This window comes from Legionella bononiensis, assembly GCF_016786215.1.
GTDB lineage: Bacteria > Pseudomonadota > Gammaproteobacteria > Legionellales > Legionellaceae > Legionella > Legionella bononiensis.
In genome coordinates this window covers 62,364-77,932 of record NZ_JADOBG010000002.1, presented here as the reverse complement: position 1 = coordinate 77,932, position 15,569 = coordinate 62,364, and the positions used below count along the sequence as shown (strand labels likewise).

Genomic DNA, 15,569 nt, shown 5'->3' with positions numbered 1-15,569 from the left:
TCGAAAATGGAACATACTTCGTATGCCTATGGTTTGTGGTTATTGGTCATTGTCAATTCGGCTATTTTCATTTTGTTTGCGTACAGTTTTACCACCACGTTTAAAACAAGGCGAGATTGGCGCGCCTTTGGTGCTTTTTCTGCGTTTGTCATCGCTTATTTTACCGAAATGTATGGTTTTCCTTTAACCATTTATTTTCTGTCAGGATGGCTTTCTAAATATTATCCTGGAGTAGATTTATACGGTCATGACAGTGGTCATTTACTCCATACCCTGCTTGGCTTGAAAGGTGATCCCCATTTTGATGTCTTTCATATCTTAAGTTTTGTCTTCATTATCGGCGGTCTTTGGATGATTGCATCCGCCTGGGGTACTCTTTATCGTGCTCAAAAGAAGCATCAACTTGCAACCAGTGGGCTGTATGCCAAAATTCGTCATCCGCAATATGATGGGTTTATTCTGGTGATGATTGGTTTTTTATTGCAATGGCCAACCATTCTGACCTTAATCATGTTTCCTATACTGGTTTATATGTATGTTCGTCTCGCACGTAGGGAAGAAAAAGAGGTTTTGGCGGAGTTTGGTGAGGAATATCAACGCTACGCTGCGGTTACTCCTGGGTTTATACCTCGTTTTGGTAAACAACAAGACAGTAAAGGAGGTGCACCATGATGTTTATGTTTCACAGTGCCGAGATGCTCGGCCTTATCGCAATAGCGCTTGGAATCATGTTGGTCGTCTGGGCATTACGTAATGAAGGCAACAGTACTGGATTAAGCAAAGTATTTGGATGGCTGATTGTCATTATTGGGATTTTAGGGGAATTATGCAGTTCTTATTACGCAATTAAATACTGGTATGCAGGCTATTTCCAGATGCCAATGATGTCAGGTGAAGCATTCCTATTTCATGTGGCTCAGATGTTGTCTTTGATTGCTATAGCGTTTGGTATTATTTTGGTTGTCTGGACTTCACGTCACGAAGGTTTCGGTATTTCGTTGGCAAAAGTTTTTGGTTGGCTCATCGTTCTCTTTGCGATTTTAGGAATGATTTGTAGTGCTTATTATGCCACTGTGTATTGGCATAAAGGATATATTCAAACGCCTACTGGTATGCCTCTGTTGATGCAACATCAAATACCGATGCAGAAACAGTCACCCAATCAATAGTCCTGGTAAGTGCCATAATAAATTGTTATGGCACTTATAATTTTCCATTGTAGAGAAGGAGTCCCTCAATGATGCTTATAAAACCCAACTCCTTTAATATCAGTCCACAACGTGGTTTGGTGGCAAAGGAAGCATTGATCGACACGGGCTTCATGCTCATGAGCCACTTTTTTTGAAATCATATTAAAATGCTCCATATAATGACTGGGTGGCGCTTGGTGGCATTGAGCACAATCCATTGAACTCGGAGATGGGTGCCTAAATTCAGAGAGGCTCCAATGAGCCGTTTCATGACAAGCAGAACAATCGTCGCCAAATAACTTAAAGTGCTTGTCCTTGTTTTGATGACATGAGGCGCAGCGTAAAGTCAGTTCTTGAGGTGATGAATGGGGGTTGACCCGTAATGTGGACTTATTGGATTCGTTCTGCGCTAAAAAGAGCATAACTTGATTAATAATCAACTGTTCTTCTTCATCATTTGCATTTGAAAAGGCACGAAGTTGCTGAAGTCCTAACGAAACCAAAGCATTGTGATCCATCTGGGTGATACGTGCTGTTCTGCCCTGGTGCTCTCTATGACATTCAACACAACTGCCTATGTTGGCATGAAAGGAGGTCGGCTGGCGTTTTAACAGAGATTCGTTGTTGGCATGGCAGACGTTACAGTTCGCTGCCTCAACCCCTTTCACAGGCGTATGACATGCAGTGCAGTTGTGACTTAAAAACGAGTGGGCTTTGGAAAGTTCTCCGGGGCTTGCCATTCTTTGCCACTCCGCTACGTTCGTCAAACTGCTCACCTCATCTCCATGAGAAGACAGATAATAGGCCATAAAAGACAGTGCCGCGATTACGGTAAGGGCAGCGAGGGTAGCCCAACTCAGCTTCATTGAAACCACCTTAATCCAAAATAAATTCCAGACCAAACGTGCAAACCCAGCAGAACATACAATACCAGTGCTGTAATAATGTGACAGGTTAACCATTTTTGAAACAGGCGCTTGAAGTGCTCGTGAAAACGAATGGCGTATTCCAGCTCAGAGATGGCATCTGCTAAACACAAAGCGCGTACTTCTGCTGACTTGATTAACTGACCATCCAGTGCGGTGTCTTCAAGAAGCCAGGAAAGAAAGCGAGCTGTCATAAGATGTAATTTCCCGATGTTTTGCTTGGGGTGTGCGCTTGCTTGTAATTCTTGAGCTACGATTTGGTATTGCTGTTGTAATCCCAAGAGGATTGTCTTTTTTTCATCGATTTCCTGAGTCATAAAGCCCATGAGATAACGGCCAATAAAACCACTGAGCGTGACAATGAGCGTCATAGCAGTCAAAGCAATGCCTAGCGCGCTATTAAATTTATGTCCTGTATGAATCAAGACTAAAATCGAGCCGATAATACCTGTGTAAATATGCCACGACAACAGCGTATTCATGGACACATAGTGTGTTACCCAATTTTTCAAAAATGAAATGCGTTTAACAAAGAGGTAGAGGAGCGGAATCAGCATCAATATCGAGCCACTCACCCCAAACACACCACCCCAAAAACTCCCGGCAAAACGAGAAGACGTATGGACTGCAAAGCCTAGCCATGTAATAAGCATTAGAAGTACTAACCCCAAAACCATCATACGTCCTTGCGCATTCATTAAGCATCCACCTCAATGTTTTGAGTCGCTTTGGCCTGACAGGCTAAGATAAGCCCCTGTTGTTTGTCTTCCTTGGAAAGTGCATCTTCACAAGCCATGGTCACTTCCCCCGACAGCAATTTCACTTTACATAACCCACATTGCCCGGTTCGGCACGCATTATCAATCGCTATCCCATTGGCTTCAGCGATTTCAAGAAGGGTACGGTCCGGCAGAATTGGAACCATTTTTTCGGATTTCCTAAACGAAACCATCGCACGGGTATCGGCTTTGATGAAGTCTTCTTGGACTATTTCTGGTTTCTTTTCTGGTCCAAATGCTTCTGTTAGAATCAAATCAGCGGGCACGTTAAGCTCTTTTAAGATACCAAGGATAGCTTCCATCATCGCAGGAGGACCACAAACGTGGATACGATGAGAGGCAATATCAGGGACAAGATGGCTGATGATATTCTTGGTAAATAGGCCTTGTAACCCCATCCAAACGGTTCCCTCTGAACGCAGCATCGACGCATACACATGGAGATTCAGGTATCTTTCTTGAAGTTGCTCTAATTCTTCGCGAAAGATAAACTCACTTGTCGTGCGACAACAATACAGCAAATAAATGTCATTGTGCCATCCAATATCGGTGAGATAGCGGATGATACTCATCATGGGGGTAATGCCGACCCCGCCACAAATCAGTACAATGCTCTTTGCCTCTTCCCCAGTAAAAGTAAATTTACCATTAGGTCCCATCACCTCCAGTAAATCCCCTTCCTTAATTTCGTCATGCAAATAACGGGAAAACACGCCTTGTTCTTCCCGCTTGACCGTGATGGCACAATAATGCAATTGGGTTGGGGTGGACGCCATGGTGTAACTGCGTCTTATCGTTTTACCATTAATTAAGGCGGTGAGCGTAATGAACTGGCCAGGATAATAGGTAAATGGCAAAGCCACCTCATGGGTTGATGCCAAATGATACGTTTTGATTCCTGGTGCTTCTTGAAAGATACGGCAAACACGAAGTTGTCCTTCCCATTTCTCTTCCGGTTCGGTGAGCGATCTCATGACCGGAAATTGGGGGACTGGACATTTATGCGCGGGGCAGGTAGGAGGGGTAGTTGGGGCTGTTTCTGATGGCACTTTAGAAGCTTGAGAGGATTTAATGGGCTCCACTGATGTTAAGGAAGGGGTTGGTTCAGGTGTTTTTGAGAATTGGGGTGAGGTATCCAAAGGAGCAGCCGTATTTTGTTGGATTAAGCGATCGAGCAAAGCAGCCGCTCTTCTCATTTTGAAAAAATACATCCAAATCATGACCAAAAAAAACAGAGCAAATAGCGCAATAATCGTTAAATGAAAAAAAGGCCCCCCTAAGACATTCTCGGCTTGCGGACTAGTTGGAAGAAGATTCATTTCTCGTTTAAACCACTGCAAGGCGATGTCGCTTGGATTTTTTCCTTCAGAAAGGGCGCGAAGTGCGGCCAGTGCACTCTCATATTGCGCAATCCCTTCTCGTAATTTCTCTAAAGCTTCCTGCATTTTAGCGTAATTGTTAGTGCTGGATGCCAACAAAAGCTCGTTAAGCCCACCTTTCATGAGCGCGATGCCTGAGGTGATGCGCTGGTGTGCCTTTTGTTGAATTTCAAGGCGTTTTTCAGGGGATAATGTGGGTAAACTCATTAAAGAAGGGTAAAGCTCCTTAGAGGGAGTCCCTATATTTTTCATCATGCCACTCATTCCCTCGCCTTCTTTCTCCTTTTCTCCTGGATGATGTGCGGCATGCTCATCCGCTGTGGGTTGTGCAAAGGAAACAGAGGCCATCGCCAACAGGAAAGAAATGGATAATGTTCGAACCCATCGAAGTAAGGTAAACTTTTTAGTGTATTGAAACAGCATCCTTTCTCTCCAAAAGCTCACTTAACATGACGATTCAAAAAATGGTTAAAGTGGAGCAGTCTGCACGAGTGTTTTCCCGCCTCATATGAGTTTATTCACTATTCTGTAACCGATTTCCAATCACTCGAAAGGGATGACTACGAATTTATAGAAAATTCATTTCATTGATTAGAAACCCAGTCCAATCAGTATATTATAGTTTACCTTGTCTTTCTATGTGAGCTCATGACCAATAATCGCTTCGGCGCTTTGTACAATATTCTGAATTTCTTCGGTAATTTCTTCTTGGCGCAGTAAATTGAGACGATGGTTTAATGCATTTTTTTTATTTTCTAAGCGATCTAATGCCTGGTTTAAGTGAAACAGTCTTTGATGATTCTCCGCAAAAAACGATTGATATAAAATCGAATAACACATGGCCAGTAAATAATGCTCCACCAAGTCAGCGAAAAACTGGTCTTTGGAACCATTCAAAACGGGTGGCACAGAAAAATAAGGCGCAGGACTTGTATCCAACTCTTTAAAGGGTTGCCAGGTTTTTGCTTGAATTTGATTGTGCTCTTCCTCATTGAAGAGAATAGTCCATTGCCAAGAATGCCATGTCTTATTTCTTTGCAATAAGGCTTTTTCTAATGTTTGTAACACGTTTGAAATCACGTCTGGGATTTCTTCAATGGCATTGGGTCCATCGATTGTTGCTATGACACGAGGGTCATTAGGCATTTTTAATGCCAGTTTATGCCCTACAAGAATGAGTGCTGGTTCCAATTCAGAATGGTGCTCTTTGTGCACGTCTAACTGATGAAGCACATTATCATTAAAAGAACCACAAAAGCCGCGTTCTGAGCCAATAAGAATAGAAACTAAGGGAGGATTTTCTTGTTGATTCATGGGGGGCATGGGATAGAAACTTAAAAAATCATGACTCACCTCACTAATGGTTTTAATGACGTTGTCCTGCATGGAAAGACATTGAGTGATTTTGCCCAGTTCAATTAAAGAAAGATTTTTCATGGCCGTCATAATGTGGCCAATTTCTTCTAAAGTATGAAGATGTTCTTTGAGTTTGGTTCGTTTCGTCATGATACCATCCGGGTATTAAGTGATACTCATTGCTTTGGAGTGGATAATGAGTCCGTTCTATGCCATTAGCCATTCTTTTATCGCTTTTTCCCATTGTTCTCGTGGGTTTCCCAAGGATAAAGTGCTCTGTTTTATTTCTCCCTCTATTTTTTTGAGAATTTTGGGGATGTCTTCTAAATTCAATTCGTCAAAGAAACCCTCATTGTAAGCAATTAGCCATGCGAGTTGAAATTCAATGGGTAGTGGTGAAAAACGTTCTTGTTTTAGAATTTCTCTTAAAATTCTCCCTTTTTGAATCTGCTTTTGCATTTTGGCATCCAGTTTCGCCCCAAAGCGGGTGAACAGTTCCAAATCAAGAAATTGCAGGTAATCAAGTTTCATTCGACCGGATTCTTTTTTAATTTGTGGATGCTGCGCTTTACCACCGACTCGTGAGACCGATTTGGTGATATCAATGGCGGGAAGAAATCCAGAAGAGAATAAGGATTCATCAAAAAAGATTTGCCCATCGGTGATGGAGATGAGATTCGTTGGAATATAAGTAGCCATTTCACCTTCTTTGGTTTCAATAATAGGCAACGCGGTCATACTGCCGCCGCCCATAGCAGGGGAAAGACAGGTGGAGCGCTCTAATAAACGGGAATGCAGATAAAAAATGTCCGCAGGAAATGCCTCACGTCCAGGAGGTCTACGCAGTAAAAGGGACAGTTCACGATAACTATTGGCATGAGCACTCAAATCATCATAGACCACCAGGGTATCTAAGCCCTTTTTCATCCAGTGCTCGGCAATGGCGCACCCTGCAAAAGGAGCTAGATAAAGTAATCCTGGTAAGGCCGTCGCTTGGGCCACCACAACAGTCGTATAGTCCAAGGCATTGGCTTCTTTTAATAATTGAATGGTAGAGCTTACTGTAGAACGTTTTTGGCCAATCAACACATAGACACAATACACATTTTTATCTTTTTGATTCATCACAATGTCAAGGGCTAAAGCACTTTTACCAAGCCCATTATCCCCAATCAGTAACTCCCTTTGTCCTTTTCCGATGGGAATTAGATTATCAAGCATCTTATTTCCCGTGTACAATGGTCGATTCACAAAGTCGCGGTGAAGAATAGGTGGGGACAGCCTATCCAGTAATCCTTGTTCTTCATGGGGCGGAATCTCACCGCCGTCTAATGGATGGCCTAGAGGATCAATCACCCGCCCAAGCAGTTTATCGCCTACTGGAATACTCAATACGCGTTTCAGAGGAAAAATAGGGGTGCCTGCCTTTAATTTTTTGGTTTGTACCAGCATCACAGCGCCAACCAGATCTTCGGTGAGATGGAACACCATGGCAATACAGCACTCATCTTCTGAAATAAGAATTTCATCGATGGCAGCCCTTGGTAAGCCCTTAATCCAGATAATCCCATCTCCAACAGAAACCACCCGCCCTTGTTCGGATACCTTGATTTGAAATTGATAGCGCTCAAGGCGTTGTCGTTGCTTCTCAAGAAAAGAAGGGGTGTTAGGCCAATTCATTTTTTGTCTCTGTAAAGAATTTTAATTCATCACGAAGATTGGCTTGCAAGCACATGGGGCCCATTTGCAGGGTTAATCCCGCGAGAAGCTTTGGATTTTCCGTGAAACAGACGGTAAGTTTTTTAGGCGACAATTGTTCAATGACTTGCAAGAGATCCTGTTTCTGATGTTCTTGGATGGGGTAGGCCGTTTGTATCGAAATGGTTTCTTCTTCCGGCACAGTATTGAGCCATTGCCATTGTTCTACCGGAAAATGATTCAGATCCTCAATGGTTTTTTTAATGATGTTCTCTTCAAGATGGGCATCCGCAAAAGGCATTAACAATTTTTCAGCAAATTTCCCAGCCAATAGAAACGCTTCCTTGGCATTGTTTTCAATGGTGGCTGCGGCTTTTTGCATTTCATGGGAAAAAACCTGCTCTTTTTCTTGACGCAATTGTTTTTCAAACCGGAGTCTTTCTTCTGATTTCCATTGCTCCATCGCCTCATGCCACTCGTTTTGTAGGGTCGCTTTCTCTTGTTGCCAATCGGCAAGGCGATGTTCATAGGTTGTTTGCAATTGCGTTGCTTGCCTGTGCAGTGTTTGTGCAGTCTCTAATTGTTCTTGCACTCTTTTTTTTCGTTCTAATATGGTTTTTTGTATGGGCTCATAAAGAAAGCGTTTCAAAATCCAAATGAGAATAAGAAAATTAATGAGTTCTAATGAAAAAGTGGTCCAAGAGAGTTCCATTGGTTTTATCCCTGTTGCGTTACAAAATAAGACAATAATGGATTTCTAAAGAGGATAATCAAAACAATCACCAAACAATAAATGGCTAACGACTCGATCATGGCCAAACCAATAAATAAGGTTCTGGTGATGGATTTTTCGGCTTCAGGTTGCCTTGCCAAAGCATCTAAGGCGTGACTAATCGCGCGCCCCATGGCCAGAGCTGGCCCTATAGTTCCTATGGCAATGGCTATTGCTGCAATAACGGTTGACGCTAAACTAAACCAACTTATGTCATTCATAACGATTCTCCTTGGCTTTTAAGCTCATGGGCTTGAATGCCCCCAGCAATGTAAATTAAGGCCAGCATGCCAAAAATATACGCTTGGATGATGGCTTCAATAATATGTAAAATGAGTATTGGAATAGGAACTAAAAATCCGGCAATCATGAGGACAATCAGGGCGGTTAATTGCAAGCTCATGATATTACCAAACAAGCGGACGGCCAATGCTAAGGTTCGAGAGATTTCGCTGATTAAATGAAAAGGCAATAAAAAAGGAGTTGGCTTAATATAATGTTTCAAATACTCTCGCCACCCCTCGGCACGAATTCCAAACCAGTGTACCGATAAAAAAGTTATTATCGCAAGGGATGCCGTCACCGATAAATCCGCCGTTGGTGAATAAAATCCCGGGATAACACCGATTAAATTGGAAACAAGGATAAAAATCCACAAGGTGGCTACAAAAGGAAATATCAACTCAACGTGGTTGGGCAATACTTCTTTTATCGCATCGTACATGGTGCTCAAAACACCCTCCCAAAGGAGTTGGTACGTGCTTGGCTGTAGGAGAGAGCATTTGTAAGTGGTACTCCATGCCATGATGAATAAGGAGATCATAATGAACCACGTGGTTAAGACGCTTTGTGTGATGGGTAATCCACCGATTGAAAAGGCAAAATGCGCTAAGAATCCTTCTTCTCCCACGGTTAGTCCTTAATTAAAAGATACACGTTAATGGCACCAATAATCACCCCAAGGAGGATTAAATTGATGGTCCAACTCATGGAATACCCTTTTATTTTCTCATCGAGCCAAACCCCGAGATAGGCTCCTGCAATGATGGGTAACACAAAAACAAAGCCTAAAGTACCCAGGTAAACTGTTTGGGCTAATAACGTTGATTTTCCCTTTTTAGCTTTATTGATTTTGCGGACGTTTCGTTTCACTTGTTGTTCCAGTTCCTTGTTTGAATTTTTAAATTCCATAGCTGTTCTGCCGGTTTAATTCCCATAAACGCTTTAACATTTCTTCATCCAAACGATGCACGCTTTCTTTAGTGCGCAATAGATTGTTTTCTTCCCAATGTAATTCTTCCGCCAGGACCCTTTGTATGGCTTGGTATTCTTTATGGCGCACATAATGTCGTGTCGCAATATGCAATTGATTGTCAATGAAATAAACCACGGCACCTGGCAATGCTAAGTATTCCGTCTCTTGATTTTCATCACGAAACCAGGCCAAGCCGAATTTTAAGCACGTCATCATTCGGCTATGATGAGCTAAAATTCCAAATTGCCCAGAAGCATCCTCACCCACAAAACTGATGACCTTATCGATTTTTTCATATTGTGTGGCACTCTTAAGATGGATAGTAAAAAGCTCCATGTCCGTCGTTATCTCCCTTTATCCATGGCACCTCTCATGTAACACTCTTCTTCTGAAAATTCATCGTAATCGCCTCTTAGAAAGGATTCGCAATCGGTTAATGTGTGTTCTAATGAAACCGATTTCCCTTCCATTCCTGTTTGAAGCTTGGTGACATGAAAGGGTTGGCTAAGATAGCGCTGCAGTTTACGTGCTCTTAACACAATAGCACGGTCTTTAGGAGAAAGCTCTTCAATCCCCATCATAGAAATCATGTCTTCTAATTCTTGATAATGTTCAAGGTGTTCTCGTACGGCTTGTGCAATGGAATAGTGTCGCTCGCCCAATAGGATTTTATCCATAAATTGACTCTTGGAAGCTAAGGGATCTACGGCGGGATAAATGCCTTTGCCTGCTTGTGCGCGAGAGAGTACGATGATGGAATCCAAATGAGTAATAATCCCGGTCACCGCCGGATCGCTCATATCATCAGCCGGAACATAAACCGCTTGTACCGAAGTCACTGCTCCTTTGGCAGTCGATGTCATGCGCTCTTCAAGTTCCGCTATCTCAGTCATTAAGGTGGGTTGATAACCGACACTGGCCGGCATTCGGCCGAGTAGGCCTGAAATTTCACTGCCGGCTTGCACAAAACGATAAATATTATCCACAAGAAAAAGAACCTCATGGCCCAACGTATCACGCAAATATTCCGCATAAGTTAATGCCGATAACCCTGTGCGAAAACGCACTCCCGGTGATTCGTCCATTTGACCAAACACCATGAGGGTTTTATCCATTACGCCTGCGGATTTCATCTCATGCCACAATTCATGTCCCTCCCGAATACGCTCGCCAACACCAGCAAAGACGGAGGTTCCTTGATGCAATTGAATAATGGCATGCATCAATTCCATCAGGAGTACGGTTTTTCCAACTCCTGCACCACCAAACAATCCCGTTTTAGAGCCCCTGACGAAGGGACAAAGTAAATCAATGACCTTAATTCCTGTCTCAAGAATGGTTTCTTGAGTGCTCGTCATTTGAAGTGGTTCTGATTTGGCTAGAACATCACGATATTCATTGGTTTCTAATGGTGGGCCGCCGTCTAACGGCTCACCAAAAATATTTAAAAGGCGGCCCAAGCATTCTTTTGAAACGGGAATTTGTAACGAAGTGCCTTGGTCATAAACTATTAAACCTCTTTGCAATCCTGAGGCACGGTGGAGCGTGATGGCTCTCACATGATGCTCATCAAGGTGCTGACACACTTCCAAAATGTATTCATCACTGTCCGTGTAAGTTTTAAGAGATTGATGCAAAGGAGGCAGTACATCACAATGTATCCTGACAACAGGGCCATTGATTTCGATTATCCTGCCGATGGGAGTTCCATGACTTTGAGCAACAGCCGTGTTTTTATCCATCATTTTCCAATTGTATTCATGACCCATGAATTAGGTGTCGTCCTATTCTCTCTATTTTTACATCACTTTATGGAATTTTAATATAACAGAGTTTGAAAACAGAGAGCAAAATGCTAATTAATAACAGCCCGCCTCAAATCTAAAAAACAAAAGCTATGTAGGAGGTCTCATCAATCTGCACACCCATGTCACTGGGTTATATGATGATACACCAAACCATCCCTTTATAGAGTTCAATGAAATAGGTAGGCTCTGAATAGGCCAATCTTAATGGGCTACTGACAATAGGGCTCTTAGACATCTCATAAGAGCTCAGGTGATTTGAGTCAATTACCCTAGGATAGGCCTCTCTTATAGAGGAGTTATTGGTTTTTCATCATGGGACATCCCATCATTTGCCTATCCATCATCATCTGCATCATTTGCGTCATCATTTGCATCATTTTCATACGTTGATCCATCATCTCGGGTTGTTTTGCTGTATCATCGTGCATACTTTGCATCATCTTCATGCCTTTTTGCATGGTGTGCATGCCTTCTTCCATCATGGGCATTTGTGTTTGCATCAACGATTTCTTTTCTTCCGTTGTTTTTGCATTCATAAGCTTATCATGCATCTCCTGCATTTGTTTTAGTGCTTCTTGCATTTGCTTCATTTCGTCTTGCAGTTGGGTTGACTGCTGATTAGAGCTTTGCATTCCCATATTATTCATTTGAGAACCAGAAGGCATATCTTCTGCGAAGAGTGGCGTGGCAACCAAGCTGCAAGCGGCCAATAAAATGAACGCATTCCTTTTTAACATAATGAAATCTCCTTATTATTTTTTCAATGAATTGTTTGGACTGAACATCCTACTATAGCACTACATGAACAGGGGATGAAAAGCAAAAAACATACTTGTTCATGTTAATGCCAACCTATTCCTCCCGTGTTGTGTCCTTCATAAGTATGAGAAACACGGTGTGAATTATTGGTCGTTGTTGATGGGGCGCAAGAGATCAACAAAAGTATCGCGCTCATTATCCCAATAACTGCTTTAATAAGTCTCTGCTTTGGCATATCTATGCTCCTTGCAATGAAATAAAGTGAGAGAGAATCAATATAAAAACAACCCACCTCATTTTATAAATCATTTATATAATATAGCACCGTTTAGAAATACGCAGTGCCAGTCATGACTACTTGTTGAAAAAATCAGTTGTCTTTTGGAATAGGGAATCTATACCTCCCCAAGCTTAATATAAGTTCAAATTATTATTTGAATTCACTGCCAAGGATGTGAATAGATGTTGGAGTTAAGGAAGACGATAAGTAGGGTATTTAATTATTGCGAAGATTCTACCATTCTTTTATGAAGAAATTTTAAGATGATTCAAAAGGTAACATGCCAGTTAAGAAGCGATTTGGTGGCTATCATCACCACAGACATGGGCATTGACACCATTAGAAATGATCCAATGAACACTCATTATTAGTGATAATTAATGCCTGATATCGTATGAAAATATTGAGTATACGAAGACAAGTACTTTTGTTATAACTTTATTAATTTTCCTTATCCTGCAGGCATTTTTTACATGGGTTTTTATTTCAATTTTCCACTTCTTTATCAAGCATTAGATTAGCCCCTTACTCATCATGGTTTATGAGGCTGAGTTTTTAGTTATTTTCCTCTTCAAGCTCACATAAGTTGAGGGCGGGAACAACTCATTTGGTGTGACATCTAATCCTTTAAGAATTTTTAGAAGATTTAAAATGGTTATATTGGCTTCGCCACGTTCCACAGTCCCGTAGTAACCCCGATTCATTTCGATGAAATTGGCAAAACCCTCTTGAGAAAAACCTTTCTCTTTTCTGATTTTGCGAATTTGCTTGCCTAGTACAATTAAGTCGGTTTGTTTTTTCATTCAAAAAGCATATGTGCTATGCTTCATATATAGCCACACGGTATGTCTATCATTTTTGAGTTTTGTTTAGGAAATGGTAATAAAATCCTATTTTGTTATTTTTAACATTGTTAATTTTTAACACGGTAAATAATCGTTATTTGAACTATATTGATACGATTAGGAGAAGAAAATAATACCTGACTCACTGGATAGTTATCAGGAATTAAAGTAGGTTAGAGTTCTTTAGTTAAATTGAGCGGACTCATGAGGAATTCATCTGTAGGTAAACCAATTTTAGTATTGAGAAATGACGTGCTACTTAATTAAAAGGGATTTAAAGATTTGTTTTATGCTGGAGACCATAGATGAAAGGTATCGTTTTTACCTCCTTAAATAACATGATTATAGAACAATTTGGCATAGAAACCTGGGACCAACTCGTATCCTCACTAGACCTTCCAAGTGGTGGAAGTTATACAGCAGGCGGCACTTACTCGGATACAGAACTTCAGCAATTGATTCAGGCCATTGCGAAGAGGACCAATCAGCACGCTTCTGTTTTTTTAGAGGCCTTTGGTGAATACATGTTTCCTATCTTATCGAGTAAGTACGCAATTTTTTTAAAAAAGGACATGACATTAAAAGAATTTTTAAAAAGCATTGATGGAACAATTCATGTGGAAGTAGAAAAGTTATACCCAGATGAAACATTACCTACCATTAGCTATGAAGAGCCTGCTGCAAAACAATTGGTTATGTTATATCGATCACATAGAAGGCTCTGCCATTTTGCAATAGGTCTCATCCAAGGAGCCGCTCAACATTTTAAAAAGAGAATTACCATTAAGCAGACTCACTGCATGTTAAAAAAAGATGATCATTGTCGTTTGGAGATTACCTTTGAGTAATGAGAACAAAGCAATATTTGAGCGCTCTTATTATCGCGAAAGAAAAGCACGCGAGGAAGCCGAATTATTGTTGGAAAATAAGACAAGGGAACTTCATTTACTGAACCAGGATTTGGAAAAAAAGAATGCTGAACTGCTAAAAACGCTAAAAGATTTAGAAAGCGTACAAAAGAAATTATCGAAATTAGCCCATTTTGATGTATTAAGCCGATTACCCAATCGATTGCAGTTTGAACTGGATTTAAAACGTGAGATTGCCAGGTCAAAAAGATACGGTCGTCATCTGGCTCTGTTAAGCATCGATTTGGATTTTTTTAAAAATGTGAATGATCGCTTTGGTCATGATGTCGGTGATGGTCTATTGCGTGAAGTAGCGAAGCGTCTTTGCTCAAGTCTTCGCGAAGAAGATTGTGTGGCTCGATTAGGAGGAGATGAGTTTGCTGTTATTTTGACAGAAATTAATAATCCACAACAGGCAAAATTAGTGGCCAATACTATGATTCAAAAGATGGGTCAACCATTCCTTATTAAAGGTCATACCGTCATGATTGGACTAAGTATAGGAATTGCTTACTTTCCTGATGCCGGTGAGGAGGCAGTAACCCTTCGTAAGAATGCCGATATTGCTTTATACAACGCCAAAGAATGTGGTCGAAATAATTGCCAAATCTTTACACCGTCTCTTAGAAAACAATATTCAAAACGCTTGGGAATAGGGACCGAGTTGCATCTTGCTTTGGAGCGACAAGAGTTTTTTCTCGTTTATCAGCCTCGGGTTGACTTAAAAACGAATTCTATGGTTGGGATGGAGGTCTTATTGCGTTGGCAACATCCCAAGCGAGGTGTTGTTTTTCCTGATGAATTCATTTCCGTTGCAGAGCATTTTAACTTGATTATTCCAATTGGTGAATGGGTCTTACGAACCGCGTGTAGGCAGTATGTGGATTGGAAAAAGAGTTACGCTCCTTTCAACTGCACCCTGGCGATTAATATTTCGCTTCATCAATTTCAACACAAAGGGTTTATTTCTTCTGTGAAGCACATTTTACAAGAATATCAAATGCCATCGGATTGGTTAGAGCTTGAAATTACGGAAGCAACGGCAGTCAATTTTTTGGGAAAGATTGAAGATACATTAAGTACGCTTCGCAATATGGGGGTAAAGCTTGCTTTTGATAATTTTGGCTCAGGCTATTCTTTTTTATCTCACTTAAAAAATTCACCAGTCCAATCCATCAAACTGAAACAAACCTTAATTGAAGATGCTCATCTCAGAGAAAATGATAATTTAATTATCAAATCGACGATTGCTTTGTCGCAAGAATTAGGATTGAATGTGGTGGTGGGTGGTGTCGAAACAGAAGAACAACTCAATTTTTTACGGTCAAGTCACTGTTTCGAAGTGCAAGGTTATTACAGCAGTAAACCGTTAACAGTAGGACAGATGACGCAATTTATCGAGGAAAGGAACTCCAAAGGGCTGTAGCTTTATGTTATTTCATTCCTATCAAAAAATAACACCAATTAGGTTACCAAAAATAATTTAGCCTAAAATGGATAAGTTAATAAGCCCCGCTTTATTGACCAAAATCTATGAGAAAATGTTTCTTGTAGGAAAGTAGGAGCGCTGTTTGGTCAAGGAGACAGCAAGGGGTGACTATTTAGCCTTTCTAT

The 15,569-nt window shown here is 41.1% G+C and carries 18 protein-coding genes; 4 read left to right on the top strand and 14 right to left on the bottom strand.

What is annotated here, in order from left to right; translation table 11 throughout:
- The first annotated feature begins 6 nt into the window (after nucleotides 1-6).
- Both IZU94_RS01435 and IZU94_RS01430 read left to right on the top strand, forming a co-directional pair.
- Nucleotides 7-672 (top strand): methyltransferase family protein, encoded by a 666-nt coding sequence (locus IZU94_RS01435; protein WP_021460678.1) that lies wholly within the window; start codon nucleotides 7-9, stop codon nucleotides 670-672.
- Complete coding sequence (locus IZU94_RS01430; protein WP_021460677.1) at nucleotides 669-1,169, top strand: hypothetical protein; 501 nt, start codon at nucleotides 669-671, stop codon at nucleotides 1,167-1,169. The genes IZU94_RS01435 and IZU94_RS01430 overlap by 4 nt, the downstream gene beginning before the upstream one ends.
- A gap of 65 nt (nucleotides 1,170-1,234) precedes the next feature.
- Here the strand turns inward: IZU94_RS01430 and IZU94_RS01425 are convergent, their stop codons facing one another.
- The 14 genes from IZU94_RS01425 to IZU94_RS01360 form a co-directional block, all read right to left on the bottom strand.
- Nucleotides 1,235-2,056: a cytochrome c3 family protein gene (locus IZU94_RS01425; protein WP_021582716.1), complete on the bottom strand. Its 822-nt coding sequence runs from the start codon at nucleotides 2,054-2,056 to the stop codon at nucleotides 1,235-1,237.
- Entirely contained in the window at nucleotides 2,053-2,814 is a 762-nt protein-coding gene (locus tag IZU94_RS01420; protein ID WP_021460709.1) for a hypothetical protein, read from the bottom strand. Before IZU94_RS01420 ends, IZU94_RS01425 begins: the two co-directional genes overlap by 4 nt.
- Entirely contained in the window at nucleotides 2,814-4,697 is a 1,884-nt protein-coding gene (locus tag IZU94_RS01415) for a 2Fe-2S iron-sulfur cluster-binding protein (RefSeq protein WP_021582717.1), read from the bottom strand. Before IZU94_RS01415 ends, IZU94_RS01420 begins: the two co-directional genes overlap by 1 nt.
- Nucleotides 4,698-4,910: 213 nt before the next feature.
- Nucleotides 4,911-5,780: a F0F1 ATP synthase subunit gamma gene (locus IZU94_RS01410; protein ID WP_021460706.1), complete on the bottom strand. Its 870-nt coding sequence runs from the start codon at nucleotides 5,778-5,780 to the stop codon at nucleotides 4,911-4,913.
- A 57-nt stretch (nucleotides 5,781-5,837) separates the two neighbouring features.
- Entirely contained in the window at nucleotides 5,838-7,310 is a 1,473-nt protein-coding gene (locus IZU94_RS01405) for a F0F1 ATP synthase subunit alpha (protein ID WP_021582718.1), read from the bottom strand.
- A complete protein-coding gene (locus tag IZU94_RS01400) occupies nucleotides 7,297-8,040 on the bottom strand; it encodes a F0F1 ATP synthase subunit delta (protein WP_021460705.1) in 744 nt (247 codons plus the stop codon). The genes IZU94_RS01405 and IZU94_RS01400 overlap by 14 nt, the downstream gene beginning before the upstream one ends.
- A 5-nt stretch (nucleotides 8,041-8,045) precedes the next feature.
- Nucleotides 8,046-8,321, bottom strand: a complete 276-nt coding sequence (locus tag IZU94_RS01395; protein WP_011946148.1) for a F0F1 ATP synthase subunit C — start codon at nucleotides 8,319-8,321, stop codon at nucleotides 8,046-8,048.
- The gene (locus IZU94_RS01390; RefSeq protein ID WP_237758685.1) at nucleotides 8,318-8,971 is read right to left on the bottom strand and encodes a F0F1 ATP synthase subunit A; all 654 of its coding nucleotides are present in this window, start codon (nucleotides 8,969-8,971) and stop codon (nucleotides 8,318-8,320) included. Before IZU94_RS01390 ends, IZU94_RS01395 begins: the two co-directional genes overlap by 4 nt.
- A 41-nt stretch (nucleotides 8,972-9,012) precedes the next feature.
- Nucleotides 9,013-9,291, bottom strand: a complete 279-nt coding sequence (locus IZU94_RS01385) for an AtpZ/AtpI family protein (RefSeq protein ID WP_011946150.1) — start codon at nucleotides 9,289-9,291, stop codon at nucleotides 9,013-9,015.
- A complete protein-coding gene (locus tag IZU94_RS01380; RefSeq protein ID WP_058393158.1) occupies nucleotides 9,281-9,691 on the bottom strand; it encodes a F0F1 ATP synthase subunit delta/epsilon in 411 nt (136 codons plus the stop codon). Before IZU94_RS01380 ends, IZU94_RS01385 begins: the two co-directional genes overlap by 11 nt.
- Before the next feature lie 8 nt (nucleotides 9,692-9,699).
- On the bottom strand, nucleotides 9,700-11,097 hold the full coding sequence (gene atpD / locus IZU94_RS01375; protein ID WP_439649218.1) for a F0F1 ATP synthase subunit beta: 1,398 nt from the start codon (nucleotides 11,095-11,097) through the stop codon (nucleotides 9,700-9,702).
- Between the two features lie 362 nt (nucleotides 11,098-11,459).
- Nucleotides 11,460-11,900: a substrate of the Dot/Icm secretion system gene (locus tag IZU94_RS01370; protein ID WP_021582720.1), complete on the bottom strand. Its 441-nt coding sequence runs from the start codon at nucleotides 11,898-11,900 to the stop codon at nucleotides 11,460-11,462.
- Between the two features lie 104 nt (nucleotides 11,901-12,004).
- Entirely contained in the window at nucleotides 12,005-12,157 is a 153-nt protein-coding gene (locus IZU94_RS01365; protein ID WP_165481402.1) for a hypothetical protein, read from the bottom strand.
- A 584-nt stretch (nucleotides 12,158-12,741) separates the two neighbouring features.
- Nucleotides 12,742-13,005 (bottom strand): helix-turn-helix domain-containing protein, encoded by a 264-nt coding sequence (locus tag IZU94_RS01360; protein ID WP_015961459.1) that lies wholly within the window; start codon nucleotides 13,003-13,005, stop codon nucleotides 12,742-12,744.
- A gap of 347 nt (nucleotides 13,006-13,352) precedes the next feature.
- Between IZU94_RS01360 and IZU94_RS01355 the strand changes: the two genes are divergently transcribed.
- A complete protein-coding gene (locus IZU94_RS01355; protein WP_021460711.1) occupies nucleotides 13,353-13,895 on the top strand; it encodes a heme NO-binding domain-containing protein in 543 nt (180 codons plus the stop codon).
- Nucleotides 13,861-15,381: a putative bifunctional diguanylate cyclase/phosphodiesterase gene (locus tag IZU94_RS01350; protein ID WP_031297987.1), complete on the top strand. Its 1,521-nt coding sequence runs from the start codon at nucleotides 13,861-13,863 to the stop codon at nucleotides 15,379-15,381. Before IZU94_RS01355 ends, IZU94_RS01350 begins: the two co-directional genes overlap by 35 nt.
- The last annotated feature ends 188 nt before the right edge of the window (nucleotides 15,382-15,569 follow it).